The 23,919-nt window shown below is 59.8% G+C and carries 27 protein-coding genes; 9 read left to right on the forward strand and 18 right to left on the reverse strand.

Annotated features, from left to right (window positions below; all coding sequences use genetic code 11):
• Nucleotides 1-57 precede the first annotated feature (57 nt).
• The 5 genes from PIB16_RS08130 to lgt form a co-directional block, all read right to left on the reverse strand.
• Entirely contained in the window at nucleotides 58-807 is a 750-nt protein-coding gene (locus PIB16_RS08130) for a hypothetical protein (RefSeq protein ID WP_271045377.1), read from the reverse strand.
• Between the two features lie 89 nt (nucleotides 808-896).
• Nucleotides 897-2,048, reverse strand: a complete 1,152-nt coding sequence (locus PIB16_RS08135; protein WP_065655722.1) for a M24 family metallopeptidase — start codon at nucleotides 2,046-2,048, stop codon at nucleotides 897-899.
• Between the two features lies 1 nt (nucleotide 2,049).
• Nucleotides 2,050-2,844, reverse strand: a complete 795-nt coding sequence (gene pgeF, locus PIB16_RS08140; RefSeq protein WP_080851236.1) for a peptidoglycan editing factor PgeF — start codon at nucleotides 2,842-2,844, stop codon at nucleotides 2,050-2,052.
• A 151-nt stretch (nucleotides 2,845-2,995) separates the two neighbouring features.
• Nucleotides 2,996-4,096, reverse strand: coding sequence for a class I SAM-dependent methyltransferase (locus tag PIB16_RS08145; protein ID WP_271045378.1), 1,101 nt, complete (start codon nucleotides 4,094-4,096; stop codon nucleotides 2,996-2,998).
• Between the two features lie 15 nt (nucleotides 4,097-4,111).
• Nucleotides 4,112-4,924 (reverse strand): prolipoprotein diacylglyceryl transferase, encoded by an 813-nt coding sequence (lgt, locus tag PIB16_RS08150; RefSeq protein WP_174039662.1) that lies wholly within the window; start codon nucleotides 4,922-4,924, stop codon nucleotides 4,112-4,114.
• Nucleotides 4,925-5,232: 308 nt separating this feature from the next.
• Between lgt and PIB16_RS08155 the strand changes: the two genes are divergently transcribed.
• The 4 genes from PIB16_RS08155 (at nucleotide 5,233) to PIB16_RS08170 (ending at nucleotide 7,597) form a co-directional block, all read left to right on the forward strand.
• Complete coding sequence (locus PIB16_RS08155) at nucleotides 5,233-5,496, forward strand: accessory factor UbiK family protein (protein ID WP_003522871.1); 264 nt, start codon at nucleotides 5,233-5,235, stop codon at nucleotides 5,494-5,496.
• Nucleotides 5,497-5,923: 427 nt separating this feature from the next.
• Nucleotides 5,924-6,424 carry a YbjN domain-containing protein gene (locus tag PIB16_RS08160; RefSeq protein WP_003522870.1) on the forward strand — a complete coding sequence of 167 codons (501 nt, stop codon included), beginning with the start codon at nucleotides 5,924-5,926 and terminating at the stop codon, nucleotides 6,422-6,424.
• Between the two features lies 1 nt (nucleotide 6,425).
• Nucleotides 6,426-7,244, forward strand: coding sequence for a pyrroline-5-carboxylate reductase (proC, locus tag PIB16_RS08165; RefSeq protein WP_271045379.1), 819 nt, complete (start codon nucleotides 6,426-6,428; stop codon nucleotides 7,242-7,244).
• An 11-nt stretch (nucleotides 7,245-7,255) separates the two neighbouring features.
• Nucleotides 7,256-7,597 (forward strand): tRNA-binding protein, encoded by a 342-nt coding sequence (locus tag PIB16_RS08170; protein ID WP_003522868.1) that lies wholly within the window; start codon nucleotides 7,256-7,258, stop codon nucleotides 7,595-7,597.
• 70 nt (nucleotides 7,598-7,667) lie between these two features.
• On the opposite strand, the gene PIB16_RS08175 is transcribed toward PIB16_RS08170, so the two are convergent.
• The 4 genes from PIB16_RS08175 to PIB16_RS08190 all read right to left on the reverse strand — a co-directional run bounded on the left by PIB16_RS08175 (nucleotide 7,668) and on the right by PIB16_RS08190 (nucleotide 11,142).
• Nucleotides 7,668-9,047, reverse strand: a complete 1,380-nt coding sequence (locus tag PIB16_RS08175; protein ID WP_065655728.1) for an ATP-binding protein — start codon at nucleotides 9,045-9,047, stop codon at nucleotides 7,668-7,670.
• Nucleotides 9,048-9,078: 31 nt separating this feature from the next.
• Nucleotides 9,079-9,792, reverse strand: a complete 714-nt coding sequence (locus tag PIB16_RS08180; protein WP_003522866.1) for a response regulator — start codon at nucleotides 9,790-9,792, stop codon at nucleotides 9,079-9,081.
• Nucleotides 9,793-9,794: 2 nt separating this feature from the next.
• Nucleotides 9,795-10,301: a MarR family winged helix-turn-helix transcriptional regulator gene (locus PIB16_RS08185; RefSeq protein ID WP_031234081.1), complete on the reverse strand. Its 507-nt coding sequence runs from the start codon at nucleotides 10,299-10,301 to the stop codon at nucleotides 9,795-9,797.
• A 241-nt stretch (nucleotides 10,302-10,542) separates the two neighbouring features.
• Nucleotides 10,543-11,142, reverse strand: coding sequence for a DUF1236 domain-containing protein (locus PIB16_RS08190; protein WP_065655730.1), 600 nt, complete (start codon nucleotides 11,140-11,142; stop codon nucleotides 10,543-10,545).
• A gap of 229 nt (nucleotides 11,143-11,371) precedes the next feature.
• Between PIB16_RS08190 and PIB16_RS08195 the strand changes: the two genes are divergently transcribed.
• On the forward strand, nucleotides 11,372-12,016 hold the full coding sequence (locus tag PIB16_RS08195; RefSeq protein WP_271045380.1) for an MBL fold metallo-hydrolase: 645 nt from the start codon (nucleotides 11,372-11,374) through the stop codon (nucleotides 12,014-12,016).
• A gap of 145 nt (nucleotides 12,017-12,161) precedes the next feature.
• Here PIB16_RS08195 and PIB16_RS08200 read toward each other — a convergent pair whose 3' ends face one another.
• From PIB16_RS08200 to PIB16_RS08215, 4 genes are all read right to left on the reverse strand, one after another.
• Entirely contained in the window at nucleotides 12,162-12,377 is a 216-nt protein-coding gene (locus PIB16_RS08200) for a cold-shock protein (RefSeq protein ID WP_003494703.1), read from the reverse strand.
• Nucleotides 12,378-12,821: 444 nt separating this feature from the next.
• Nucleotides 12,822-13,724 (reverse strand): DMT family transporter, encoded by a 903-nt coding sequence (locus PIB16_RS08205; RefSeq protein WP_174039524.1) that lies wholly within the window; start codon nucleotides 13,722-13,724, stop codon nucleotides 12,822-12,824.
• A gap of 150 nt (nucleotides 13,725-13,874) precedes the next feature.
• Nucleotides 13,875-14,186 (reverse strand): hypothetical protein, encoded by a 312-nt coding sequence (locus tag PIB16_RS08210; protein WP_078051800.1) that lies wholly within the window; start codon nucleotides 14,184-14,186, stop codon nucleotides 13,875-13,877.
• Nucleotides 14,187-14,332: 146 nt separating this feature from the next.
• Nucleotides 14,333-15,259 (reverse strand): EAL domain-containing protein, encoded by a 927-nt coding sequence (locus tag PIB16_RS08215; RefSeq protein WP_080856609.1) that lies wholly within the window; start codon nucleotides 15,257-15,259, stop codon nucleotides 14,333-14,335.
• A 211-nt stretch (nucleotides 15,260-15,470) separates the two neighbouring features.
• On the opposite strand from PIB16_RS08215, the gene PIB16_RS08220 reads away from it, so the two are divergent.
• Entirely contained in the window at nucleotides 15,471-16,673 is a 1,203-nt protein-coding gene (locus tag PIB16_RS08220; RefSeq protein WP_003522859.1) for a pyridoxal phosphate-dependent aminotransferase, read from the forward strand.
• A 58-nt stretch (nucleotides 16,674-16,731) separates the two neighbouring features.
• Here PIB16_RS08220 and PIB16_RS08225 read toward each other — a convergent pair whose 3' ends face one another.
• On the reverse strand, nucleotides 16,732-17,838 hold the full coding sequence (locus PIB16_RS08225) for a calcium:proton antiporter (RefSeq protein ID WP_065655735.1): 1,107 nt from the start codon (nucleotides 17,836-17,838) through the stop codon (nucleotides 16,732-16,734).
• Between the two features lie 194 nt (nucleotides 17,839-18,032).
• On the opposite strand from PIB16_RS08225, the gene PIB16_RS08230 reads away from it, so the two are divergent.
• Nucleotides 18,033-18,299, forward strand: a complete 267-nt coding sequence (locus PIB16_RS08230) for a DUF2188 domain-containing protein (RefSeq protein WP_003522857.1) — start codon at nucleotides 18,033-18,035, stop codon at nucleotides 18,297-18,299.
• 58 nt (nucleotides 18,300-18,357) lie between these two features.
• Here PIB16_RS08230 and PIB16_RS08235 read toward each other — a convergent pair whose 3' ends face one another.
• Entirely contained in the window at nucleotides 18,358-19,302 is a 945-nt protein-coding gene (locus PIB16_RS08235; RefSeq protein WP_003522856.1) for a LysR family transcriptional regulator, read from the reverse strand.
• A gap of 89 nt (nucleotides 19,303-19,391) precedes the next feature.
• Between PIB16_RS08235 and PIB16_RS08240 the strand changes: the two genes are divergently transcribed.
• Together PIB16_RS08240 and PIB16_RS08245 are read left to right on the forward strand one after the other, a co-directional pair.
• Nucleotides 19,392-20,429: an NAD-dependent epimerase/dehydratase family protein gene (locus PIB16_RS08240; protein ID WP_271045381.1), complete on the forward strand. Its 1,038-nt coding sequence runs from the start codon at nucleotides 19,392-19,394 to the stop codon at nucleotides 20,427-20,429.
• Nucleotides 20,429-20,818: a DUF6220 domain-containing protein gene (locus PIB16_RS08245; protein ID WP_271045382.1), complete on the forward strand. Its 390-nt coding sequence runs from the start codon at nucleotides 20,429-20,431 to the stop codon at nucleotides 20,816-20,818. Before PIB16_RS08240 ends, PIB16_RS08245 begins: the two co-directional genes overlap by 1 nt.
• A gap of 53 nt (nucleotides 20,819-20,871) precedes the next feature.
• Here PIB16_RS08245 and PIB16_RS08250 read toward each other — a convergent pair whose 3' ends face one another.
• The 3 genes from PIB16_RS08250 to PIB16_RS08260 all read right to left on the reverse strand — a co-directional run bounded on the left by PIB16_RS08250 (nucleotide 20,872) and on the right by PIB16_RS08260 (nucleotide 23,913).
• Nucleotides 20,872-21,984, reverse strand: coding sequence for an alkene reductase (locus PIB16_RS08250; protein WP_065655738.1), 1,113 nt, complete (start codon nucleotides 21,982-21,984; stop codon nucleotides 20,872-20,874).
• Between the two features lie 127 nt (nucleotides 21,985-22,111).
• Complete coding sequence (locus PIB16_RS08255) at nucleotides 22,112-22,402, reverse strand: ArsR/SmtB family transcription factor (protein ID WP_003522852.1); 291 nt, start codon at nucleotides 22,400-22,402, stop codon at nucleotides 22,112-22,114.
• Between the two features lie 614 nt (nucleotides 22,403-23,016).
• The gene (locus tag PIB16_RS08260; RefSeq protein ID WP_020011327.1) at nucleotides 23,017-23,913 is read right to left on the reverse strand and encodes a LysR family transcriptional regulator VtlR; all 897 of its coding nucleotides are present in this window, start codon (nucleotides 23,911-23,913) and stop codon (nucleotides 23,017-23,019) included.
• Nucleotides 23,914-23,919: the final 6 nt, after the last annotated feature.

Below are 23,919 nucleotides of genomic sequence, written 5' to 3' on the forward strand. Positions count from 1 at the left end.
CCGCGCTTTCGCAATGATTTTCGTGAAATCTCTGTGACTTCTCCCGCCGTTTTCACCTCATCCCTGTTGAGACTGCTTCCATGACGAATAGTCGTTGAGCGTTTTTGCAGCGATATCCTGCATGACCCTGTCGGTCACGGCGGCCCATGGATCGCTGCCTTTGGCCGCCACCGTTTCCTGCCCCTGCAGGCGGTGAAGCCGCACACCATTGGCGTCCAGAATGTCCCAGACGTAGACGACATTGACCTTGGCGCCATCGGCAAAGGCGGAGAAATATCCCTTCAGGATGTTTTCGGCCGAATTGTCGTTTGAGGCCCGGATGGTCAGACCCTTCGCCCGCGCTTCGGCCCCGAGCTGGCGCGACAGCGGCGTCACCGCCTGAACCGGCGCTCCGATGATCGGCAGGAAGCGGATGGAGTTTGCGGAAGAGGCGGGCGCAAGCGATGCCGTCTGCTGCGCGGCAGCGGGTTGAGCGGCGGCCGGTGGCTGGGTTGCGGTCTGGTTCTGGCGAAGCGGCTCGCCATACTGGCTGCCGTTGGACAGCGCCTGTGCCTGCGCCTGCAACGAGTTTTGCGGTGCATAGGCGGGAACGGATGTTGCGGTTGCCGGAGCGCCCGTGGGGGCGCGGTCGGCGGCGGCGGCCATCTGGTCGAGATCGCCCTGGGTCACGGGTGTCGACTGCGAGGCATTGTGGCCGACATCCACCTGCGGTGTAAGCGCTTCCGTCGTGTTGCAGCCTGACAGGGCCAGCATCATCGCTGGAACAATGATGGCCGGAAAAAGGGGGGTGAACCCCGTCCGGCTCATGCGATTTTCCCTCTCATGTTCCGCTCCTTCTTGCCCAAGGTGGCGCAATGTAAGGGCGGTTTTCCCGCTCTGTCAAACCCGGCAGCGATTTAAGCTGTGAGAAGATCGAGGTTGTGGCGCGAGAGCGGCTCCGGTGCGCCGTCGGTGGTCAGATAGGTCTGGCCGAGCGTCATGGCCGTGCCGGAATCGGAATCCATCACGATCATATGCACGAAAAGCGTCATGTCGGCGGTAATCTCCTGCGGATTGCCGGCGTGGAACATCTGATGCTCCATCCAGGACGGCGAGAAGCGCGCGCCCAGCGAATAACCGCAGGAGTTCAGCCGGTGGCGGGTCAAGCCGCGTTCGTCCATCACGCGGGCATGCACGTCGAAGACATCGCCAAAGGTCTTGCCCGGTCGCAGCACCTCTTCGATGGCGGTGAGGTTTTGCAGGCAGGCGCTGTAAAGCTCCTTCTGGCGGAAGTCCTGTTCGCCGATCACCACCGTGCGCATCATGGCGGCATGGTAATGCGCGCTGACGCCGGCCCATTCCAGCGTCAGCTGATCCTTGTCGTCGAGCCTGCGGCGGCCGGCCTTGTAACGGCACAGCAGCGCATCCGCGCCGGAACCGACGATGAATTCATTGGCGGGGTAATCGCCGCCGCCGGCCAGAACCGCTCCCTGCATTGCCGCGAGAATTGCGGCCTCGTCCGCGCCGGGCCTGATGAGCGGCAGCGCCGCGTCCAGAGCCGCATCGGCCAGTTGGCCCGCCTTGCGCGCATGGGCGATCTCGGCCGGGCTTTTGACCAGCCGCAGTGTGCTGACCAGATAGGAAGCGTCGCTCATCTGGCAGAAGCTGGCGAGCTGGTTGTCCAGCAGACGGGCGACGCGGCCGGTCATGCCGTGGGTGTCGTATTCGACGCCGATCTTTGCACCCAGCAGGTCGAGATCGCTCAGCAGGTTCTTGAGATCAAGCGTCGGGTCGGCATTGGGCCGGTCGACCCAGATCAGGATATTCTCGATGATGGAGGTATTGCGGGCCTGGCGCAGATCCGCCGAGCGGGTCAGAAGCGTCATGGAGCCATCCGATTTGACCACCAGCGTCTGGAAGAAGCAGTAGCCGAACGTGTCATAGCCGGTCAGCCAATACATGCTTTCCTGCGCGAAAAGCAGAAGGGCGTCCAGCTTCTCCTCGGCCATTTTTGCGAGCAGACGCTCGCGGCGGGCATCGAATTCCGAAAGCTCGAAATGCAGGGCCATGTCAGTCCTCCAGAATTGCGATTGCGGAAATCTGCCGGCCATAATCGGGTTCGGCGCGGTGGGTGGTGCGGCGGTAGGAATAAAAGCGATGTTCGTCGGGATAGGTGCATAGGCCGAGATTTTCCGCTTTCACACCGGCTTTCGTCAGCCGGTCGATGGTGAATTGCTTGAGGTCGAACAATGCGTGACCTTCCTTCTCCGTCCCGGCGAAATAATCCGCATAGGCCGGATCGATATCGGTGAAACGCGCCACATATTCCGGACCAACCTCATAATTGTTCTGACTGATCGAAGGGCCGAGCGAGGCGGCGATGCGCTCCCGGCTGGCGCCGAGCGTCGTCATGGTCTCGATGGTGTTTTCGAGCACGCCGAACAGCGCGCCTTTCCAGCCGGCATGGGCGGCACCCACGACGCCGGCTTCCGCATCGGCAAACAGGATCGGGCCGCAATCGGCGCTCAGCACGCCAAGCACGAAACCCGGTGTCGCGGTTACCATGGCGTCGGCCTGCGGGCGGCTGCCGTCATAGGTTTCATCGACCACGAGAACATCGGGGGAATGGATCTGGTGCACGGTGGCGAGGCGCTCCGCCGACAGGCCGAACCATTGCGTTACGCGCCGACGGTTTTCCTGCACCCGTTCCGGTTCGTCATGCGAGCCGAGGCCGACATTGAGGCCCTGATAAAGCCCTTCCGACACCCCGCCCTGCCGGGTGAAAAAACCGTGACGGATACGGTTTTTGCTATAGTCGGCGAGCAGGGGACTCTGGATGGGGAGCGGCAGCGTTGCGTTCTGCATGGTGCGGGAGTTCCTTGGAGAATATCGCTGTTGGCCAGTGAGGTACGGTTAAGCGAGATGTTTCCGGTTGCCGCGGCGTTGCGCGGCGTGTGTGATGCAGTGTGCCTGCTTCGTGTGTCGCGGCGATGTTGGCCCAGAGGTGATTGCGCTGTCAATCCACCGCGCGAAACGGCAGGAGATGAAGCGCGGGACTTGAAACGGCGATGACCTTGAAAAGTTCCCCCATCTTGCCGGCGCCTTCGCCGGCGAGGCGGTTGACCGCTTCGGCGATTTCCAGCGTCTGGTCCGGCGTGGCTTTGGCGGCAAGTGCGGCCGCGCGTTCCTTGAGACCGAGGCCATAGAGAAAGTCGCCCTGTCTCAAAGTGCCGTTGACGTGTACGCCGGTTGCTTCGGCTGTTTTCACGAGGCTTTCGAAATCGACATGGCTGGTGAGATCGGCTTCGCCGGGATGTGCAAGCACCGGGTCGAAGGCATGGTTGCGCATGGCCTGCAACGTATCGCCATACCCGGCGACCAGATGGCCGTAATCGATGGCGAGCGCCGTGCCGCCATGGACGGAGAGGCGCTGGCAGATCGCGGTCATCACGGCTTCGCGGGCAGGCGAAATCTCGAATATGGCGCCAATCGGCTGCCGTTCCGGCTGCGGCGGCAGCAGGGCCGGGTCTATGCCGGCAAGCCCGGTCGAGAACACAAGTTCGTCATTGGCGTCGAGGCTGACGACCCGTTCACGGAAACCCTGTGGTGTTTTTATGAATTGCCGGATCGGAATGGCGTCGAAAAGCTCGTTGGCGACGAGGAGCAGGAAACCTTCCGGCACACCGTCGAAACTGTCATGCCAGGTCAGCCTGTCCGCATGTGCGGCCAGCGTTTCCTTCTGGATGGCGGAAAGGCGGGGGCTGGTTTCGACCAGATGCACCCGCATCGTCTCGTAAAGCGGCGGTGCGATGCGGCGGATGACGCGCAGCATGTCCGACATCATGGTGCCGCGGCCGGGGCCGATTTCCACCAGCTGGGTTTCCATGGGGGCGCCGTGCCTCTGCCAGGCATGAACCACGAAAACGCCGAGCATTTCGCCGAAAAGCTGGCTGACTTCAGGTGCGGTGATGAAATCGCCCGAACGGCCGAAGGGCTCGCGGCTCCTGTAATACCCGTGCTCCGGGTCGGCGAGGCAGAGCGAGAAGAAGTCGGTAACGCTAAGCGGACCGTTGAGCCGGATAAGTGATTTAATGCGTTGCGCGAGCGGTGTCGTCATGGCGGGTCATACCGTTCAGGCGCTTTTTGCCGCGCTGCGCGCCCGCAGAACCGCCCAGAGGCCGAGAGCGAACATCGGCGTGGAGAGCACCATGCCCATGGTCAGCCAGTTGCCGGCGAGATAACCGATCTGGGCGTCCGGCTCGCGGAAGAACTCCACGAAGATGCGCGATAGCGCGTAACCGCAGACGAAGATACCGGTGACGACGCCGGGCGTCTTCAGCGCCCTGAAGGCATAGATGGCGATTGCCAGAACGATGACGAGCACGAGGCCTTCGAGGCCGGCTTCATAAAGCTGGCTCGGATGCCGCGCGAAGGGGCCGCCGGTCGGGAAGACGACCGCCCATGGCACGTCGGCGATGCGCCCCCACAATTCGCCATTGATGAAATTGGCGATGCGCCCGAACAGCAGGCCGATGGGTGCTACGGCCGCGACGATGTCGAACATGCTCCAGACCGGAATGCCGTTCTTGCGGGCGAAGAGGATCATGGCGATGGTGGTGCCGATCAGGCCGCCATGGAACGACATGCCGCCGTTCCATATCTCGATTGCCCTGATGGGATTGGCGGCGACGGCGGCGAGATCGTAAAACAGGATGTAGCCGATGCGCCCGCCGAGTACGATGCCGCCGGCTGCCCAGAGGATGAAATCGTCAAGATGCTGCGCCGAGATCGGCGACGTCTCGTTCGGCCACAGGCGATCCGTGCGGGCGAGGCGACGGGCATAAAACCAGCCGAGCATGATGCCCGCGACATAAGCGATGCCGTACCAGTGGATCGAGAGCGGGCCGAGGGACAGCGCTACCGGATCGATATTGGGGAAGGGCATGATGGCGATTTGGGTGGGAGCGGCTAACAATCCGTATATTCCGTCATCGTTGCGGGGCGGACAACGGAACGAGCCATTGCCTCATGGGGCCGGGCGATGATGCTCACCGGTCTCCCTGACGCCAAGGAAAATGGCGATTGCGATGGCGGCGGTCAAGGTGATTCTTCAAGCTGCGGCTTAAGATAGCAAAGGCCATGCAAGCTCTTGCGATTTTTCGATTTCGCTTGCAAGGCGGCGATGGAGTGCCTACCTGAAGGCTAGCAACAGCGGGCAAGACGATGCCCCTGAACCGACGAAGGATGAGCGCCATGAGCACGACAGGCACCAACCGTTTTCTGGATGAATTCGCCAAGCTGATGACCGATGCGGCCGGCGCGGCGCAGGGTGTGCGCAAGGAAGCCGAAGCCGCTTTTCACGCCCAGGCGGATCGCTGGCTGAACAGTCTGGACGTCGTCCGGCGCGAGGAATTCGATGCCGTTCGCGAAATGGCCATTCAGGCGCGTGATGAAAACGACGCGCTGCGCGCCCGTATCGAGGCTCTGGAAGCGAAGCTTTCCGCCGCCAAGGACTGATTTTTTAACGCTTTTTTCGACGGGTCCCGGATCGCTTGCGATTCCGGGACTTTTTGTTTTCGGCCCATTCCGCCCGAATGACTCCCGGTTGTTGAAAACATCCCTCCTGCGCGAATTTTTTGGGGCCTGTGGACACTTCCAAAAAACGCAATCGGCAGAGTCGCTTATGTATCTCGCCTGAGGTGATGGGGGAGGAGATATCCACTGTTCAAAAAGCAAAAATGGCGGGGAAGGGGTGGCAGCAGGACTCGGCCATTATACACTGATTTTAAATGATGATTCGAAAAGACCTGGTAAGCTCCAGACAGGGTGAATGCGTAATTCTGGTGGTGTCGGGCAATCGTCTCAAATGTTTATCCCGGTTTGTATGTGCGTTTTGTGCCCGGCGTTCAAAACAGGACATTCCTACCGGCTGAGAAGGTGCCGCATGAGTCTGATAGAATTTGAAATTGAGCGTCAGTCCAATCCCGTGGACATGATCGAGATCGTCGCGGCCTCGAACGACTGGTCGTTCGAACGTTCGGGCGAAGATGAGATCGCCATGACCGTCGCCGGTCACTGGGCCGACTATCACGTCTCCTTTTCATGGATGGAAGAGTTCGAGGCGCTGCATCTTGCCTGCGCCTTCGACATCAAGGTGCCGGATCAGCGCGTCAACGAAGTCATTCGTCTGCTCTCCCAGGTCAACGGTCAGGTGCTGATGGGGCATTTCGATCTGTGGCGGCAGGAAGATGTGGTGATTTTCCGCCAGTCCCTGCTTCTGGCGGGCGGCGCCGAACCGAACAACCAGCAGGTGGAAGTGCTGCTTTCCAGCGCTCTGGAAGCCTGCGAACAATATTATCAGGCATTCCAGTTCGTCGTCTGGTCGGGGCTGGATGCGAAAAGTGCAATCGAAGCGGTCATGTTCGAGACCGTCGGAGAAGCGTAAGATGGTATATAAGGCTTCCGGGCCGCTCGTCCTGGTGGGCGCCGGCAATATGGGCGGCGCTCTGCTTTCAGGCTGGCTGAAAAAGGGCGTGCCGGGATCGCAGGTCATCGTGATCGATCCGCGCCCTTCCGACGCGATGCGGACGACGATTGCGGAAGCCGGAGCCACCCATAGCGAAGGCGTGCCCGAGGGTGTAAAGGCCGGAATTCTTTTCGTGGCGGTGAAGCCGCAGATGATGGAAGCCGTACTGCCCTCACTGAAACCCCTGCTGGGCCCGCATACGGTCGTCGTTTCGATTGCGGCGGGCACCACAATCGGCACGTTCGTTTCGCATTTCGGCAAGGTTGCCGCCGTGCGTGCCATGCCCAACACACCGGCCATGGTCGGCCGTGGCGTCACGGGGGCCTATGCCAACGAGCTGGTGACGCCGGAGCTTAAAACGGTGGTGGACGGGCTGCTGAAAGTCAGCGGCCCGGTCGAATGGGTGGATGCCGAAAGCGATATCGACGCGGTAACCGCCGTTTCGGGAAGCGGCCCGGCCTATGTCTTCTATCTGGTGGAATGCATGGCCGAAGCCGGCCGCAAGGCCGGTCTGCCGGCGGATGTGGCCATGCGTCTGGCGCGCGAAACCGTGGCCGGCGCCGGCGAGCTGCTGCATCAGTCCTCCGACGAAGCGGCACGCCTGCGCCAGAATGTCACCTCGCCGGGCGGCACCACGGCTGCGGCGCTGTCCGTTTTGATGGCCGAAGACGGCATGCAGCCCCTGTTCGACAGGGCGGTCGCTGCCGCAAAAACCCGCGCTAAAGAGCTGGCGGGCTGAAGGGACTGGCCATGAGCGGTGAAATTTCCTATGCCGATTTCGAGAAGGTCGATATTCGCGTCGGCACCATCATTGAGGCCGAGCCTTTTCCCGAGGCGCGCAAGCCTGCCTTCAAGGTGAAGATCGATTTCGGGCCGGAGATCGGCGTCAAGAAATCCTCGGCGCAGATCACGGTGCATTACACGCTGGAAAGCCTTGTCGGCCGGCAGGTTCTGGGCGTGGTGAATTTTCCGCCGCGCCAGATCGGCCCTTTCCGGTCCGAGGTTCTGACGCTCGGTTTTGCCGATGCCAATGGCGATATCGTGCTTGCCGCCGTTGAACGGCCAGTGCCGAACGGCGAGAAAATGTGCTGATGGAACACGACGGCTCAGTGCCGGAGTGACGGAAACCGCAAGTCCGTGACACACTTTTCGATCCGGTGCTTTAAGCCGGAATTTTGACGATTACCCGCAATCCACCCATCGGGCTTTCATCGAGCGTCACATCGCCGCCGTGGCTGCGGGCGATGTCGCGGACGATGGAAAGGCCAAGGCCGGTGCCTGAAGCATTGAGGTTACGCGCCTCGTCCAGCCGGAAGAACGGCTTGAACACATCCTCGCGTGAATTCTCCGGAATGCCCGGCCCGTCATCGTCAAAAGTCATGATGATGGAACGCGGCGCCTTGCGGATATCGATGTGGAGATTGCCGGCGTAGCGCCGTGCATTTTCGGCCAGATTGGCGACGAGCCGGGACAGCGCGTTCGGCCGCGCGATGATCCGCTCGATATTATAGAGTTCGTAGCTGAATTTCTTGCCGTGCAGCTCGAAATCATGGCTGATTTTTTCGAGAAGGGCCGGAAGCTCCAGCGTGCCGACATCCTCTTCGACATCGGTACGGGCGAAGGTCAGATAGGCCTCCAGCATCGACTGCATGTCCTCGACATCCTTGTCGAGCCCCTCGAGGTCGGGATTGTCGCCCGCGAGCGCCAATTGCAGCTTGAAGCGGGTGAGGATGGTGCGCAGGTCGTGGCTGACGCCGTTCAGCATGGCGGTGCGCTGCTCCATCTGCCGCTCGATACGCTCGCGCATCAGGATGAAGGCGAGGCCGGCGCGCCGCACCTCGTCCGCACCGCGCGGGGAATAGCCGCTGATCTTCTGGCCCTTGCCGAAGTTTTCCGCCGCCTTGGCAAGCGCTTCGATGGGTTTGATCTGCCCGCGCAGGAAGAGGATGGAGATGGCGATCAGCACCAGCGATGCCCCGACCATCCAGACAAGGAAGATATGGGTGTTGGAGGCATAGGCCGCGCTGCGGCTGGTGAAGACGCGCAGGGTCTTGTCTTCCAGCTGGACGCGGATTTCGACCAATGAACCATTGCCATAGGTGTCGATCCAGAACGGTCGGCCGATCTGCTGCGTTAACTGATCCGCCAGAATCCTGTCGAGGATCGAAAACAGCGGCTCAGGTCTCGGAGCAGGCAGATCCGCCTTCGGTTCGATATAGACGCTCAGACCCAGCTTGTCGCGGGCGATGCGGATGACGCGTTGATAGTCGTCTTCCTCCGGGTCCGTCTGCAGAAGCTCGATGATCGCGGCGATATCGCGCGTCACGGCGGAGGAGAGGCGTTCCGTCACGAGCTGCCAGTGACGTTCCATGAAAACGGCCGCGACCACGGCCTGAAGCAGGATCATCGGCAGGATGATGATGAGCAGCGAACGGGTGTAGAGGCCGGTTGGCAGCCAATGGCGCAGCCATCTGCCCGACATACGCCAGGCCTTGGCCACGCCGCTGTTTCTGACCGTGCTGAGGAAATCGAGGCTCGCCATGGCCGTGCGTTCGCCCTTCGTTGGGTGCTCGTCAGTCCACGCTCAGGCGGTAACCGATGCCGCGCACCGTTTGCAGATAAACAGGATTGGCAGGGTCGTCCTCGATCTTGCGGCGAAGACGGTTGATCTGCACGTCGATGGTTCTTTCGCCCACTTCCGATTCCGCTTCCACCAGCTCGTGGCGGGGAATGGTATCGCCGGCGCGCAGCGCAAAAAGCAGCATGATCTCCTGCTCGCGATCCGTCAGGCGGATCGTTTCGGGGCCGCGCCGCAATTCCTTTTTGGGGATGGAGAAGCTGTAGGGGCCGAACATGATCTGTTCGATCTTGGGCGTATCGGGCGAGGTATTGCGCCGCAGGATGTTGTTGATGCGAAGGACGAGCTCGCGCGGGTCGAAGGGTTTGGCGAGATAATCGTCCGCTCCGGCTTCCAGCCCGGCGATGCGCGAATCCGCTTCCGACCGGGCGGTCAGAAGGATGACCGGCACGGATTTGTCCTCGTTCAGCGAACGGGTCAGCGAAAGTCCGTTTTCGCCCGGCATCATCACGTCGAGGATGAGGAGATCGAAACGGATGCCCACCATTTTGCGCCGTGCTTCGGCGGCATCTGCCGCCACGGAGATGCGATAGCCCTTGTCGCCCAGAAAGCGCTGCAGGAGATCGCGAATGCGAGCATCGTCGTCGACGATCAGAAGATGGGCCGCATCGTCATCCGCCGGTGGACGTTTTGTCGGTGCTGTCGCCATCGTCACTCGTCCTCCACGGTGGTGGTCGTCGTCGGGCTGCGCATCTGCGCCAGGAATTTGCGCACGCAGGCGCGGGCGTCCGGCCCGAGACCTTCCAGCGCGCGGTCGATGCGGCGCGACTGCGGCTCGCTCAGCGCCAGCGCCAATTCACGGCCCGTCAGCGTGGGGTAAAGCCTGCGCTGGCGGCGGTCTTCCGGGCCTGCCATCTGGCGGATGTAACCGTCGTCGATCAATTGCTTCAGCACGCGGGCAAGGCTCTGCTTGGTAATCTGCAGCGTATCAAGCAGATCCGCCACCGTCATGCCCGGCTGCCGGCTGACGAAATAGACCACCCGGTGATGCGCCCGCCCATATTCCAGTTTCGACAGAATGACATCGGGATCGGAGACGAAATCGCGATAGGCGAAAAACAGCGCCTCGATCGTATCGAAGTCGATCTTGCCGTCGTCAACCTTCGGGAGTGCCGGTGTCTGCCTGGCGGCTGCGGTTTTAAGCGATTGCGGTGGCACTACGGTTCCTTCATATTCTGCGGCTGTCTGATCATAGGCTGACAGGCGTCGATGCGCCAATATTCTGTAAACATAGCCGAAAATGCGTCCGCTCGGGAGAATGCCGCGATCATTTTCTGTTGCGGTGGATAATATGGCGCGGGTGCGGGTGCAACTGGAATCCTGAGTGACCTTTACCGGAAATAGAAAAGAGCGCGGAAACTCCGCGCTCTTCATCCGTCTCTTGATGTCCGCCGTGCGTTTACTGATAGACGTAAACGATCCGTCGCGTCGAAGGTTCTACCAGAACCGGCACGTCGTTCACCCGGACATAACGATATTGATAGTCCGGAATTTCGACGAGACGCGTATCCGACGGCAACACACTGCCGACGGCTATGTCGCCGTCATAGGTGACGGTGTCTGCGGGATGTTCGTCAATGTAGGTGATCACCGATTGCGGCGGATCGACCTCACCGACGCGGCCGAGGTTCGGATCGCCGGGATTGGGCTCTGCCTGCACGCTCGAGGTCGTTTCGTAGGTCACGACCGGCACGCTGAGTTCCGAGCGGCGCTGTTCGAGAATGACCGGAGAGCCCTCATACATGACATTCAGATAATCGGCGTGGGCCCAGCCGCGCAGACCGTTGACTTCGATCCGGCACCAGCTGCTGCCTTCCATGCAGCCATCCAGAACCGCATTGCTGCCGCGGGTGGCCAGTCCCACTTCGGGATAGTCTTCACCGGGGCCTGAGCGAACGGAAATATCCGATGCGGTGGTGGCGACCATGGCGGCGTTCGCGAAACCGGCCATCAAGGCGAAGGCGCCGCCAGCCATGAGCATTTTAAGCGTCTTGTCCATGTGCTCACTCCTTTCAAGACTGGAGCTACAACGTCGCAACCATCGGGGCGTTCCACATTTTTTGCCGGCAATTCCCGCCATCAGCCGAGGATTTATTGCTATCTCACTGTTTCCAATTATATTTTAGACTGCTTCAGTCGCCGGAAGTCGCCGTCTTTTCCGCCGCCATTGTGCCGCACCCGGTCGCGGGCTATAGGAGGCTGGAGCTTTCAGACAGGAGATACAGGATATGGGAAAATTGCAGGCGGGCATTATTCCGGTCACGCCATTCGAGCAGAATTGCACCATCCTGTTCGATCAGAACACCAAAGAGGGCGTCGTCGTCGATCCCGGTGGGGATGTGGACGTCATTCTCCAGGTCGTGTCTGAAAACGGCATTACGCTGAAGGAAATCTGGCTGACGCACGGGCATCTCGATCATGCCGGCGGCGCGGATGAACTGCGTGAAAAGCTGTCGCTGCCGGTCATCGGGCCGCATGAGGACGACCGGCCTCTGCTGGAGAGGATCGAGGTGCAGGCGGAGAAATACGGCATCAGCGGTCTGAAGAATGTGGTGCCTGATACATGGTTGAAGGAAGGCGATAAGGTCTCATTTGGAGACCACGTCTTCGAGGTCTATCATTGCCCAGGTCATGCGCCCGGCCACGTCATATATTACAACCGCGACCAGAACTTCGCCCATGTCGGCGACGTGCTGTTTTCGGGATCGGTGGGGCGCACGGACCTGCCGGGCGGAAACCACGAGCAATTGATGGCGTCCATCCGCGACAAGCTTTTGCCGCTGGGTGACGATGTCGGTTTCATCTGCGGCCATGGTCCGGGTGGACGGCTGGGCGAGGAACGGCTCACCAACCCCTATCTCAAGGGGCTCTGAGCGCCGGCCCATTAGAGTTTTTCCGCATTTCCAGACGGAAAACCGGATTCCACTTTTCCTGGAAATGCTCTAAGGCCTGCGGGACCGCACAAAAAAACCCGGCATTCCTGCCGGGCTTCAACTAGAAAAGAAAGCCGTTTTAGGGTCAGCCAGCAATCTGCAGATTGACTGCCTTCGGCCCCTTGCCGCGACGATCCGGTTCCGTGTCGAAGCTCACTTTCTGATTTTCTGAAAGTCCGGACAGGCCAGAAGCCTGTACGGCAGAGATGTGAACAAAGATATCAGCGCCACCATTGTCTGGCTTGATGAAGCCGAAGCCTTTGTCTGTATTGAAGAATTTTACGGTGCCAGTTTCGGCCATGCATCAGGTCCTTTTCGCTCTGCCCGCGTTCAGCTACAGGCAGCATTACAGTTTTGCCCCGCGTGGGCGTTGGCAGGCAGTTTTTGACTATTGAGAAAATGGACCTTCGCAGCGGGAAGTAATGGCGTTCTCATCCAACGTTTTTCGTCCCACCGCCCGAGGTTTATAGCGTCCCCAGTGCGCAAAATTATAGGCCTTCCCATGCTCGCAAATTGCCCGAACCGCGGTAGAGTGATGCGTTTATCGAAAATTGGCAAGCAAAAGTTTTCACGGGCTTTTTGTCAGATAAAAAACCTGCGGTAGAATAAGATTGCGCAATCGCATATTTTTTCCGCAGAAGCGACAATTGATGAAATAATTGCCGTTTACCGCAGGATTTCACGGCAAAATTTGAATGCCCTATCTGGATTTACGGCGGAACGAGAAAAATAAGTTCTTTTTGCGTCAGGCCGCTCCAGCCATGGATTTTTGCCGTTTGCGCGTCAATTCCGGCACCAGTTCCACGATCAGGATCGCGACGAATATGATCAGGCAGCCGATATAGCCGGCGCTTGAAATGGTTTCCTTCAGGAACACCGAAGCCAGCAAAGCGCCGAAAAGCGCTTCCGAGGACAGGAATATCGCGGCCTGCGGGGCGGTGGTGTAACGCTGGCCGATGACCTGCAAAACGAAGGCGAGGCCGGAGGAGACGAGGCCGACATAGAGGATTTCCGCCAGCGACGCCTCGATGGAGGCCATGCTGATCGGTTCGAACACAACGCCGATCATGCAACTAAGAAGGGAGCAAACGGCGAACTGGGTGCAGGAAAGCGCCAGCGGCCTTCCGCTTTCGGAGACGAAGCGCCCGGCAAGCGTGATCTGGATCGCCCAGAAGAAGGCGCAGATGATGCTGAGAATATCGCCGGTGGTCAGCGCCTCGAATGCGCCTCCGGAGAGCAGGAATATGCCGCCCAGCATCATCAGCGCGCATGGCCAGACGATCCAGTGGGGATGACGGCGGTAAAGCACGACGGCGATCACCGGTACGAAGATGACGTAAAGCCCGGTCAGGAAGCTGGAATTGGTGACGGTCGTGGTCAGGAGCCCGACCTGCTGGGTGGTGGCGCCGCCGAACAGGGCCAGACCCACGAGGATGAAGCTGCCGATTTCGCGCCGGCGCGGCGGCGATTTCAGCGACCGTGTTTCCATGAACGCGAAGGGCAGCACGGCGATGGCGGCAATGGCGAAACGCAGGCCGACGAACCAGAATGGGCCAATAGACGCCATGGCGGAGGATTGCGCGACGAAGCCGCCTCCCCAGATTGCTGCGGCGAGCAGAAGCAGCATATTGGCCTGAATACGCGTCATTGTTGGCACCAGCACGGCAGGGCCGGAAGATCATTCAGTCGCGGCCGTGGCAATTCGGGGATTTTTGAAATATCGATCCGCGATGCGGATGACTGTTTCCGGGTGCTTTAGCAGCAAGCTGCCGATGCCGCAAGTCGAGGGGAGGGCCGCTTATTTGTAGCGGCGGGCCTCGTCCTTCAGGCTGCGCCGGGTGAGCGTCAGGCCGCCAATGCCGAGGCCAATGAAGGCCGCGGCCGAAAGGACGATGAGCAGGATGTGGGGACTCGCTTTCGTCGTCGCTGCCACCTGCGGAATGGCGGAAGTATGCAGGGTATCGACCGCCTGGGCAGCCGCATTGGCCGAGGTTGCGATGCCGGCGGCCATGGTGACGATGACAAGAAACGCCGCAACGGCCATCCAGAGGGAAAACAGCGTTCTCTGCGCCCTTAACCTTTCAACGGAAGTCCGATCGTTGGTAAACATGGCTGTCGCCTCTTGTCCCTGTTCTTAAAGGATAAAAGAGGCTTCGAAATGGACGGCTTGGAGACCGAATTCTGGCGTTCCGCGGCATTTATTGCGGCAATATTGTGGCAAAGCCGGTTAGGAGAGCCGTTTGGGCGGATTTGGCGTCAGAGGCCGCGTTTTCCGAAGGTCCGGGTCTGGCGCAGCGGGTGCGGATCGGCGGGGCGTTCTTCCCGGAAAAATGCCGGTGGCGCAGGGCCTCTTTCCGTCCTTGAGGGGGCGAAATATTCACTGCCGAGTTCCGGGAAACGTGTGTCGAAACTGGTCGGGGCAAGTTCTGGCTTTGCCAGCACGTAGCCCTGCATCAAGAAGACGCCGAGTTCTTCGCACAGATCGACCTGCCATGCAGCTTCCAGTCCTTCGAAGACCGGCTCTATGCCATCGGCGCGAAACTGGCTGACGATGACGCGCAGAAGGGCAGCGCCCGCCGAATTCTGCATGAAATCGCGCACCCAGCCGGCTTCGAATTTCACATAGTCCGGCTTGATGAGCTTCACCCGGTCGATGTCGGAATCGCCCGCGCCATAATCATCGAGCGCCACGCGAAAGCCGATATCATGCATGTGGTACGCGAAGTCGGCGACCATCTGCGTATCGGAGGCTTTTTTCTCGGATATTTCGCAGACGATGCGATCCGCCGTCATGCCGGCTTCGTGGGCGGCAAGACGCATGCGCTCCACTTCCTGGCGCATCTTGGCCGGAGTCTGGAACAGCCCCGGATGGAAATTGACGAAGATGCGGGCGCGGGACCGGTTGAGCCGGCCGGTGTTGAGAATGTGGATCGTGCGCAGGATGCTGTCGATATTTTCGATATCTTCCGGCGCGACCAGCGAGAAGAATTCGCCCGGCGTCACCGGCTCGCCATTGCGATGGGGACGCACCAGACCCTCAAAGGAATCGATGTCGAGAATACCGCTCGCCGTGCGGCGGAAAATGGGCTGCAGGGCCGATTTCAGGTTGAAGGTGCTATAGACGGTGGACCATGTGCCATCGACCTCGCGGACAAGACTGGAAAAGATGCTTTTGAGCGCCATTTTTCAACCAGCTATAGAGACACGACCTCTAGGCTCGCGAATGTAGCGTATCAAGCGTTACTTCCGGGTTAAGGAAGGTTTAAATTCTGCGATGCAGCACATAAGCCGGCTTTTGACCTTGAAAGAAGGCCTGTCTTTCGACATAGAAAATGCCGCAGATGACAAGTTTTCCAACCTCTGCCGATGTCAACCCCAATAGGACCGATTAAAAATGGCCTTCCTTGCCGACATTCTCTCCCGCGTAAAGCCATCCGCCACTATCGCCGTTACCCAGAAAGCCCGTGAGCTGAAAGCGAAGGGCCGCGATGTGATCAGCCTTGGCGCCGGCGAGCCGGATTTCGATACGCCCGAAAATATCAAGGAAGCGGCCATCGACGCCATCAAGCGCGGCGAAACGAAATACACGCCGGTTTCGGGTATTCCGGAACTGCGCAAGGCGATTGCCGACAAGTTCAAGCGTGAAAACGGGCTGGACTACAAGCCGGAGCAGACGATTGTCGGCACGGGCGGCAAGCAGATCCTCTTCAACGCCTTCATGGCCACGCTGAACCCGGGCGATGAAGTCATCATTCCGGCGCCCTACTGGGTCAGCTATCCGGAAATGGTGGCGATCTGCGGCGGCACGCCGGTTTTCGTCGACGCCACGCTGGAAGATAATTTCAAGCTGAAGCCGGAAGCGCTGGAAAAGGCGATCACGCCGAAGACCAAGTGGTTCGTGTTCAACTCGCCGTCCAACCCGTCGGGCGCCGCCTATTCGCACGACGAGCTGAAGGCGCTGACCGATGTGCTGGTCAAGCATCCGCATGTCTGGGTGCTGACGGACGACATGTATGAGCACCTGACCTATGGCGATTTCAAATTCGTCACGCCGGTCGAAGTGGAGCCTTCGCTCTATGACCGCACGCTGACGATGAACGGCGTCTCCAAGGCCTATGCCATGACCGGCTGGCGTATCGGTTACGCTGCCGGCCCGCTGCCGCTGATCAAGGCCATGGACATGATCCAGGGCCAGCAGACCTCGGGCGCAAGCTCGATTGCGCAATGGGCCGCTGTCGAAGCCTTGAACGGCACGCAGGATTTCATTCCGGCCAACAAGAAAATCTTCGAAGGCCGTCGTGACCTCGTCGTCTCCATGCTCAACCAGGCGAAGGGCATCAGCTGCCCGGCTCCGGAAGGCGCATTCTACGTTTATCCGTCCTGCGCCGGCCTGATCGGCAAGACCGCTCCCTCGGGCAAGGTCATCGAGACGGATACGGATTTCGTTTCCGAGCTTCTCGAAGCCGAAGGCGTCGCCGTCGTGCAGGGATCGGCTTTCGGCCTCGGCCCGAACTTCCGCATTTCCTACGCCACGTCGGAAGCGCTGCTGGAAGAGGCCTGCAAGCGCATCCAGCGCTTCTGCGCCGATTGCCGCTGATCGGTTGTGATCTCAAATGAAGAAGCCCGGCAGCGATGCCGGGCTTTTTTCGTTTTGGTCAAAGCCCCAGAAACAGCAGCATGATGAAGGTGGCGAAGAGAATGAAATGCGTCATTCCTTCAATCGCGTTGGTCTCGCCGTCATTGAGATTGATGGCGGCGGCGATGAGGGTGATGAAGACCATGACGGTCTGAACCGGCGTCATCGCCATGATGAAGGGCTGGCCGGTATAGAGTGCAATGCCCTCCATGACGGGCACGGTGAGGATGACCGTCGACAGCGATGCGCCCATGGCGATATTGACCACCGCCTGCATGCGGTTTCGCAAGGCGGACCGAAGCGCGGTGAGGATTTCCGGCGATGCCGAGATCGTCGCCACCACCACCGCCATCAGCGCTGGCGGCGCGCTGGTGCCCTCGAGGCTTTCGCTTAAGAAGGCCGACATGAATTCCGCCAGCACGCCGATCAGCACCACGCCGGCGATGATGAGGCCGATGGAGAGCGGTACGCTGCCTTCGTCCTCCTCTTCCGCATGGCCGTCCGATGCCTGTCCGGCCGGATGCGCCTTGCGGGGATAGGCATAGCTGAAGAAATAGCTGTGCGGGCCGACCTGCATTTTGAGGAACAGGGCGTAAAGCGCGATCATCGCGACGATGGTGAAGGCGGAGTAGACATGCCAGCTTTCATTGGGGATGAATTCCGGCACGATCATCGAAATACCCATGGCGGTGAGGATCATCACGCCATAGGTCTTGCCGGAATCGTCGTTATAGGGCTGCTCGCCGTGGCGAAGACCGCCGAGCAGCGCCGCGAGACCGAGAATGCCGTTGATGTCGATCATCACGGCGGAATAGATCGTATCGCGCACCAGAGTGGGCGAACTGGATTCGCTCATGATGATGGCGAGGATCAGCACTTCCACCGCGACGGCCGACAGCGTCAGGATCATGGTGCCGTAAGGGTCGCCGACCTTGGTGGCGAGGATTTCGGCGTGATGGGCAACCCGCATCGAGACCAGGACGATGAGTCCGATCAGCGCGACCGCGGCGATGAGCGCCGCCGTTTTTCCGGCTTCGAATATTGCATGTTCGGCCAGATAGGCGACGATTGCCGCCGGTATTGCCAGCAGCAGCATGCGCTCCTGTTTCAGAATAGAACCCGCCATCGATTTCCCTTCCCCCTGATCGGCTCAGGCTGTGACGTATCGTCCCCCAGATCAAGCAGGATTTGCGCTTGAATGCTTTTGGTAGGATAGTGGTGTTGCAGGACATGCTGCTCATGCCGCGGTGTCCCATCGGGTGCAATGCTTGAAACGCGGTTGTGGTTGCCATGTCGCCTACCGAAGCAGGAGGACCATGCATGACCAAAGTGGTGTATGAAATTGTCGAACATGACGGAGGCTTTGCCTACCGCATGAATGGCGCTTATTCCGAAACATTCCCTTCTTATGCGGATGCCGTCGAGGCTGCGCGCATCGTTGCCGCCGAACAGCAGGTGGGGGGCGATGACGAGGAAATCAGCTATCAGGATGAGAGCGGCCACTGGCATGAAGAATACAGCCAGGGCGGCGACCGGCCGGAAGCCGAGGTGGTCGACAAGACGACGCAGCAGGCCAGACCGTTTTGATCACCGATCCGTGGATTTCCAGCAAAGCCGGGATCACTTTGCCGGGAGTTGTTCGGCATTAGCGCCGTTTCGGCGGTGCGCCCGGATCGGTTTCTTTAAGATGCCCCTTGAGGCCTTCGACGAGGGCGCTGAACACGGCACGACATCGCGGCGAGGTCTTGAGATTTTCATGCATCGCGACCCAGGTGTGGAGCGGGATGTCGATTTTCGGAAGAACCTGAACGAGCCGCGGGTCCTTGCGCGCCAGGCCTATCTGACAGACGCCGATGCCTGCGCTGGCGCGGATCATGGCAAGCTGGGCGAGATTGCTGTCGGCGCGGATTTCAAAGGAAATTTCCTCAATATCGGGTATGTCCGGATCGAGCGAGCGCATGCGCTGGATGGCCGCCCGAATGAAAGGCGTCTTGCGGTCGAAACCGACCATCCGGTGATGGTTCAGATCTTCCATGCTCTTCGGGGTGCCAGCTCTTGCCAGATAGTCGCGCGTCGCATGAAATCCCAGACGGAAATTGCCGATATAACGCATGACGATCGCATCCTGCTGCGGTTCGGTCATGCGAATGGCTATATCCGCCTCGCGCCTTAAAAGGTCTTCCAGCGTATCGGAGAGCGAAAGCTCGATTTCAAGCCGCGGGTGAACCTCCTGCATGGCCGTGATGATCGGCGGCAGCATTTCCACGCCGATGATATCACTTGCGCTGATGCGCACCGTGCCTTCGATCTTGCCGACTTCGCCGGAGGCCGCGCGCATGAGGGCGGCGGTCGTCGCCGCGAGATTTTCCGCATAGGGGCGGAGCGCAAGGGCTGCTTCCGTCGGCATCAGCCCGTGCGGCGAGCGGATGAACAGCGGAAAGCCGACGGCCTCTTCCAGCGCGCCGATATGACGTCCCGCCGTCGGCTGTGTGATGCCAAGCTCGCGGGCGGCGGCGGACAGCGAACCGTCGCTCAGCACGCTGAGAAAGGTGCGATAGAAATCCCAGCTGATGTCACGGTTTCTCGTCATAAGATTTTGTATAGCTGCTCCACTCATTTCGATAATTTCGTATATCGCGGAACGGGACGATACTCCAGCCCACAACAAGGAGTACGGCGATGATATATGAAAACAACGCAAATACAGCGCGGAATGAACGTCCTCTGGCCCTGATTTTGGGGGTGAATGGCGGTGTCGGCAGTCAGGTCTCCAGAATGCTGCAGCAACGGGGATGGCGGGTGAGGGCGATGACGCGCCAGCGGATGTCAACGGGCGCTACGGATGGCGTCGAACGTGTGACCGGGGACGCCATGAACCGGCAGGATGTGATGGATGCGGCAAAAGGCGTGAGCCTCATCGTCCATGCGGTCAATCCTCCCGGATATCGCGATTGGGAAAGCCAGGTGCTGCCGATGCTCGACAATAGCATTGCCGCCGCCGAGGCCTGCGGGGCGAGGATCGTCTTTCCGGGCAGCGTCTATAATTTCGGCCCGGACGCCTTTCCGCTTCTGACGGAAGACAGCCCGCAAAAGCCGTTCACCCGCAAGGGCGCATTGCGTGTGGAGATGGAGCGTCGGCTGAAAATGGCGTCGATGCGTGGCGTGCCGGTGCTGATCGTCCGCGCCGGGGATTTCTTTGGGCCGGACGCGAGAAACAACTGGTTTTCGCAGATGCTGGTGAAACCCGGAAAGCCGGTCCGGAGTGTCCGGAATCCCGCCGCGCCCCATGCCGGGCATCAATGGGCCTATCTGCCGGATGTCGCCGAGACCATTGGCCGGCTGCTGGACCGCGCAGACGAGCTTCCGGCTTTCGCCGTCTATCACATGGAAGGTTTCTGGGATTTCGACGGGCTGCAACTGGTTGAAGCCATCGAGCGGGTTGTCGGGCATCCGGTCAGGAGGCGGCAGCTGTCCTGGTCGGGCATCAAATTGGCCGCTCCCTTCGTTCCCCTGTTCCGCGAAGTGCTGGAAATGCAATATCTCTGGCAGATGCCGATCCGGATGAGCAATCGCAGGCTGACGGATTTCCTCGGAACGGAACCCAGAACACCGATCGACATCGCGGTAGCGACGACACTTGCGAGCCTCGGCTGCCTTGAGCAGAGGCCGCAGCCGTCGAGCCTTTCTCATCCGGCCGATGCCGGGGGCAGGGTGTGATGGCCACGATTGCGAATGGGATGTCGGCCCGGCGTCGCGTGTTTGCCGTGATTTCGGCAAGCGTGCCGATGCTGATCTTCGCGCAGGTGCTGCTGGCCGGGCTGTCGATCTATTACGATGGATCGCTGCTTTCTCTGCACAAGGGGCTCGGCTTTCTGATTGCCGTTCCGATTTTGTCGCTGGCGGTTCTCGCTTCTCTATATGACGATCTGCGGCCGAACCTTGCCCGCACGCTGGTCCTGCTTGGTCTTTACTGTCTTCAGGTGGCCCTGATGAGCATCGGCCGGGAAACGGGCAATGGCTTCCTGCAGGCGCTGCATGTGCCCAACGCCTTCGTCATGGGCGCGTTTTCCGATTTTGCCGCGCGGCAGGCGCGAAGCCTGCGCTGAAAGAAAACGCCGCACTGCTTTGGGGCAGTGCGGCGTCTTTGCTTTATCCCTTATCAGGCAAGCGCCGGATAGTCGGTGTAACCTTCGGCTCCGCCGCCATAGAAGGTCGGCTGGTTCGGCTCATTGAGCGGCGCGTCGTTTTTCAGGCGACGCACCAGATCCGGATTGGCGATGAACGCCTTGCCGAAAGCCACGGCGTCTACTTTACCGCTTTCAACCGCCTCGATGGCGCTCTCACGGTCGTATCCATTATTGGCGATCCAAAGGCCCTTGCCGCCGGCATTGCGATAAGCGGCCTTGAAGGCGGCATAATCGAAAGGCTTGTCGCCCTGCTTGAAATCGCGCGGGCCGCCGGTTGCACCTTCAACGACATGGATGAAGGCGAGATTGCGCTTGCCGAGCTGTTCCACCACGTAATTATAAAGCGGCTGCGGATCGGCTTCGAAAATGTCGTTGGCGGGCGTGACGGGTGAGAGGCGGATACCGGTACGGCCTGCGCCGATCTCTTCCGCCACGGCATCGACAACTTCGAGCAGGAAGCGGGCCCGGTTTTCGATGGAGCCCCCATAATCATCCGTGCGCTGGTTAGTGCTGGATTTCAGGAACTGCTCGATCAGGTAGCCATTGGCGGCATGGATTTCGACACCGTCGAAACCGGCTTCCAGTGCTGCGCGCGCGCCGCTGCGGTAATCCTCGAGAATGAGGCCGATATCGTCGATGGTGAGCGCGCGGGGCTCGGAGGTTTCGGCAAAGGCGCCGGTACCGTCATCATTGATGATATAGGTCTTCGACTTGGCCGGAATGGCGGAAGGCGCGACCGGCTGGCCGCCATGTGGCTGCAGCGAGGTGTGGGAAATGCGGCCCACATGCCAGATCTGCGCGACGATCTTGCCACCGGCAGAATGCACGCTATCCGTCACCTGTTTCCAGCCCGCGATTGCTTCCCGCTTGTAGAGGCCGGGAACGTCAGCGTAACCCTGACCCTGCTGGGAAATCGGCGTGCCTTCCGTGACGATCAGCCCGGCCGTGGCGCGCTGCTCGTAATAGGTGGCGTTGAGGTTGTTGGGAATGGCGCCCGGCGAACGGTTGCGGGTGAGGGGGGCCATGACGATACGGTTGGCGAGTGCGATATCGCCGGCCTGTGCCGGTTCGAAAAGACTGGTCATGCGACTTCACTTTCTGGTCGGTTGGCGAAATTGCGCGGGGGACGCGCTGTCTTTCTGTCTGGGTGCCGGAATGAAAACCGTCTTGCGGTTTCCGGTCCGACACCCCGAGGCTCAAAGCTTGGGAGGCTCAGAGATTGGCTTGCAGATAATTGCGGAAGGCGTCGATGGTTTCCTCGTTGCGTTCGAAAAACACCCATTGCCCGACCTTTTTCGACCTTATCAGGCCGGCTGCCTGCAACACCGCCAGATGCGACGAGACGGTGGATTGCGACAGGCCGCTGATCTGAAACTGGTTGGCGCATACACCCATGCTGAGGGGATGCTCCTGACAGAAGTGACTTTCCGGAGACTTCAGCCATTCCAGGAATTTCAGCCTTGCGGGGTGCGAAAGGGCTTTGAGGATTTCCTCCGGGTTCATCGGTGCTTCTTCAATATCTGGCATGTCCGATATTTATATCGATCATTGTCGATATACAAGTCACGTCTCTGTGAGGATCGTCTGTGAGGATCGAGGGGGGGCGGGCAGGCATTTCCAAAAAAGAAGGCCGCTGGATATCTCCGCGGCCTGATAAGTTTGAAGGTCAAAACCTCCAGAGGGGAACAGCTGTCGCTTGCCTTGAGCGAGCGTGACAGCTGACTAAAATATGGGTGTGGGAATAATGCAAAACAAGGTTGCATCATGCGATATTTCGCCAATTCGGAGAAAATTCTTGCGGGTAAAAAAAGAGGGCCGCCGGATGGATCCAGGGCCCTTTAAGTGTGAAGGTCAAAAACCTCCAGAGGGGAACAGCTGATGCGGTGGAACTGGGAGGAAAAGCCACCGTGTGCATCAGCTGAGAGCGATATGGTGCTTTTTTGTGCACGAAACAACTCTTTTTTGTGCAGGTCAGGCATGCGCACCACGCAGCCCTCGATATTTCCGGTATATTTTATGTGCAATGCTCCCGGGCGGCGCAGGTACGCCGCTCAGGTAGCATGTCAGTTAAGCTCTTGAAATTTAATGGCTATAACCGAGCGCCGATTATTTTAACGTCAGAAGTTCCAGTTCCGGGCCTTGGCGACGATGAAGTCGCGGAAGGCTTTCAGCTTTGCAGCGTTTTTCATCTCATCCGGATAGCAGAAATAGGTATCGAAGGACGGAATATCGGCGGCGAGCGATAGCTGGATAAGGCCCGGATCGCGGCCGACGATATAATCCGGCAAGCAGGCAATACCGATTCCCAGCAGGCAGGCGCGCTTGATCGAGGTCTGGCTGTTGATCTGTAGGTGTGGTGTACGCGTGTTGTCGGATGAGCGTCCGGCGTTCTCCAGCCAGTTGACGTCCAGCAAATAGTTGGGCGCCGGTTCGCCGAAGGAGATGATGCGGTGATTGTCGAGATCCTCGATGGACTGCGGCTCACCATGGCGGTTGATATAGGACGGCGCGGCGTAGACGTGCATGTGCACCGTGAACAGCTTGCGCTGAATGAGGTCCGACTGCTGCGGCTGGCGCAGGCGGATGGCGCAATCGGCGTGACGCATGTTCACGTCCAGCTCCTCATTGTCGAGGATGAGCTGTATCGACATTTCCGGATAGAGCTGCAGGAATTCCTGCACCTTGTCCGTCAGCCAGCCCTGGCCGAGACCGACGGTCGTCGTCACGCGCAGCTTGCCGCTCGGCTTCTCCGTCGTTTCGGTGAGCTGCATCTTGACGGTTTCGAGCTTCAGCAGCACGTCATGGGCGGTGCGGTACAGCAACTCGCCCTGTTCCGTGAGGATGAGACCGCGGGCGTGGCGATGGAACAGCTTGACGCCGACATCCTGCTCCAGCGCGCTGACCTGACGGCTAATGGCCGACTGGGACAAATGCAGCTTGTCGGCAGCATGGGTGAAAGACCCTGCTTCGGCTGCGGCATGAAAAATGCGCAGTTTATCCCAGTCCAATGGCATTGCCAT

The organism is Agrobacterium sp. ST15.13.015 (assembly GCF_027871645.1).
In the GTDB taxonomy this organism is placed as follows: domain Bacteria; phylum Pseudomonadota; class Alphaproteobacteria; order Rhizobiales; family Rhizobiaceae; genus Agrobacterium; species Agrobacterium leguminum.

Bases quoted from the DNA above. Each gene is read 5' to 3' on its own strand.
- PIB16_RS08210 (WP_078051800.1), bottom strand. From the start codon at position 14,186: ATGTTTACCAACGATCGGACTTCCGTTGAAAGGTTAAGGGCGCAGAGA.
- PIB16_RS08230 (WP_003522857.1), top strand. From the start codon at position 18,033: ATGACCAAAGTGGTGTATGAAATTGTCGAACATGACGGAGGCTTTGCC.
- PIB16_RS08130 (WP_271045377.1), bottom strand. From the start codon at position 807: ATGAGCCGGACGGGGTTCACCCCCCTTTTTCCGGCCATCATTGTTCCA.
- PIB16_RS08215 (WP_080856609.1), bottom strand. From the start codon at position 15,259: ATGGCGCTCAAAAGCATCTTTTCCAGTCTTGTCCGCGAGGTCGATGGC.
- PIB16_RS08235 (WP_003522856.1), bottom strand. From the start codon at position 19,302: ATGACGAGAAACCGTGACATCAGCTGGGATTTCTATCGCACCTTTCTC.
- PIB16_RS08175 (WP_065655728.1), bottom strand. From the start codon at position 9,047: ATGGCGAGCCTCGATTTCCTCAGCACGGTCAGAAACAGCGGCGTGGCC.
- PIB16_RS08260 (WP_020011327.1), bottom strand. From the start codon at position 23,913: ATGCCATTGGACTGGGATAAACTGCGCATTTTTCATGCCGCAGCCGAA.
- PIB16_RS08190 (WP_065655730.1), bottom strand. From the start codon at position 11,142: ATGGACAAGACGCTTAAAATGCTCATGGCTGGCGGCGCCTTCGCCTTG.
- PIB16_RS08200 (WP_003494703.1), bottom strand. From the start codon at position 12,377: ATGGCCGAAACTGGCACCGTAAAATTCTTCAATACAGACAAAGGCTTC.
- PIB16_RS08170 (WP_003522868.1), top strand. From the start codon at position 7,256: ATGAGCGGTGAAATTTCCTATGCCGATTTCGAGAAGGTCGATATTCGC.
- PIB16_RS08205 (WP_174039524.1), bottom strand. From the start codon at position 13,724: ATGACGCGTATTCAGGCCAATATGCTGCTTCTGCTCGCCGCAGCAATC.
- PIB16_RS08225 (WP_065655735.1), bottom strand. From the start codon at position 17,838: ATGGCGGGTTCTATTCTGAAACAGGAGCGCATGCTGCTGCTGGCAATA.
- PIB16_RS08155 (WP_003522871.1), top strand. From the start codon at position 5,233: ATGAGCACGACAGGCACCAACCGTTTTCTGGATGAATTCGCCAAGCTG.
- PIB16_RS08240 (WP_271045381.1), top strand. From the start codon at position 19,392: ATGATATATGAAAACAACGCAAATACAGCGCGGAATGAACGTCCTCTG.
- lgt (WP_174039662.1), bottom strand. From the start codon at position 4,924: ATGCCCTTCCCCAATATCGATCCGGTAGCGCTGTCCCTCGGCCCGCTC.
- PIB16_RS08220 (WP_003522859.1), top strand. From the start codon at position 15,471: ATGGCCTTCCTTGCCGACATTCTCTCCCGCGTAAAGCCATCCGCCACT.
- PIB16_RS08195 (WP_271045380.1), top strand. From the start codon at position 11,372: ATGGGAAAATTGCAGGCGGGCATTATTCCGGTCACGCCATTCGAGCAG.
- PIB16_RS08160 (WP_003522870.1), top strand. From the start codon at position 5,924: ATGAGTCTGATAGAATTTGAAATTGAGCGTCAGTCCAATCCCGTGGAC.
- PIB16_RS08245 (WP_271045382.1), top strand. From the start codon at position 20,429: ATGGCCACGATTGCGAATGGGATGTCGGCCCGGCGTCGCGTGTTTGCC.
- PIB16_RS08135 (WP_065655722.1), bottom strand. From the start codon at position 2,048: ATGGCCCTGCATTTCGAGCTTTCGGAATTCGATGCCCGCCGCGAGCGT.
- PIB16_RS08255 (WP_003522852.1), bottom strand. From the start codon at position 22,402: ATGAACCCGGAGGAAATCCTCAAAGCCCTTTCGCACCCCGCAAGGCTG.
- pgeF (WP_080851236.1), bottom strand. From the start codon at position 2,844: ATGCAGAACGCAACGCTGCCGCTCCCCATCCAGAGTCCCCTGCTCGCC.
- PIB16_RS08145 (WP_271045378.1), bottom strand. From the start codon at position 4,096: ATGACGACACCGCTCGCGCAACGCATTAAATCACTTATCCGGCTCAAC.
- PIB16_RS08250 (WP_065655738.1), bottom strand. From the start codon at position 21,984: ATGACCAGTCTTTTCGAACCGGCACAGGCCGGCGATATCGCACTCGCC.
- proC (WP_271045379.1), top strand. From the start codon at position 6,426: ATGGTATATAAGGCTTCCGGGCCGCTCGTCCTGGTGGGCGCCGGCAAT.
- PIB16_RS08180 (WP_003522866.1), bottom strand. From the start codon at position 9,792: ATGGCGACAGCACCGACAAAACGTCCACCGGCGGATGACGATGCGGCC.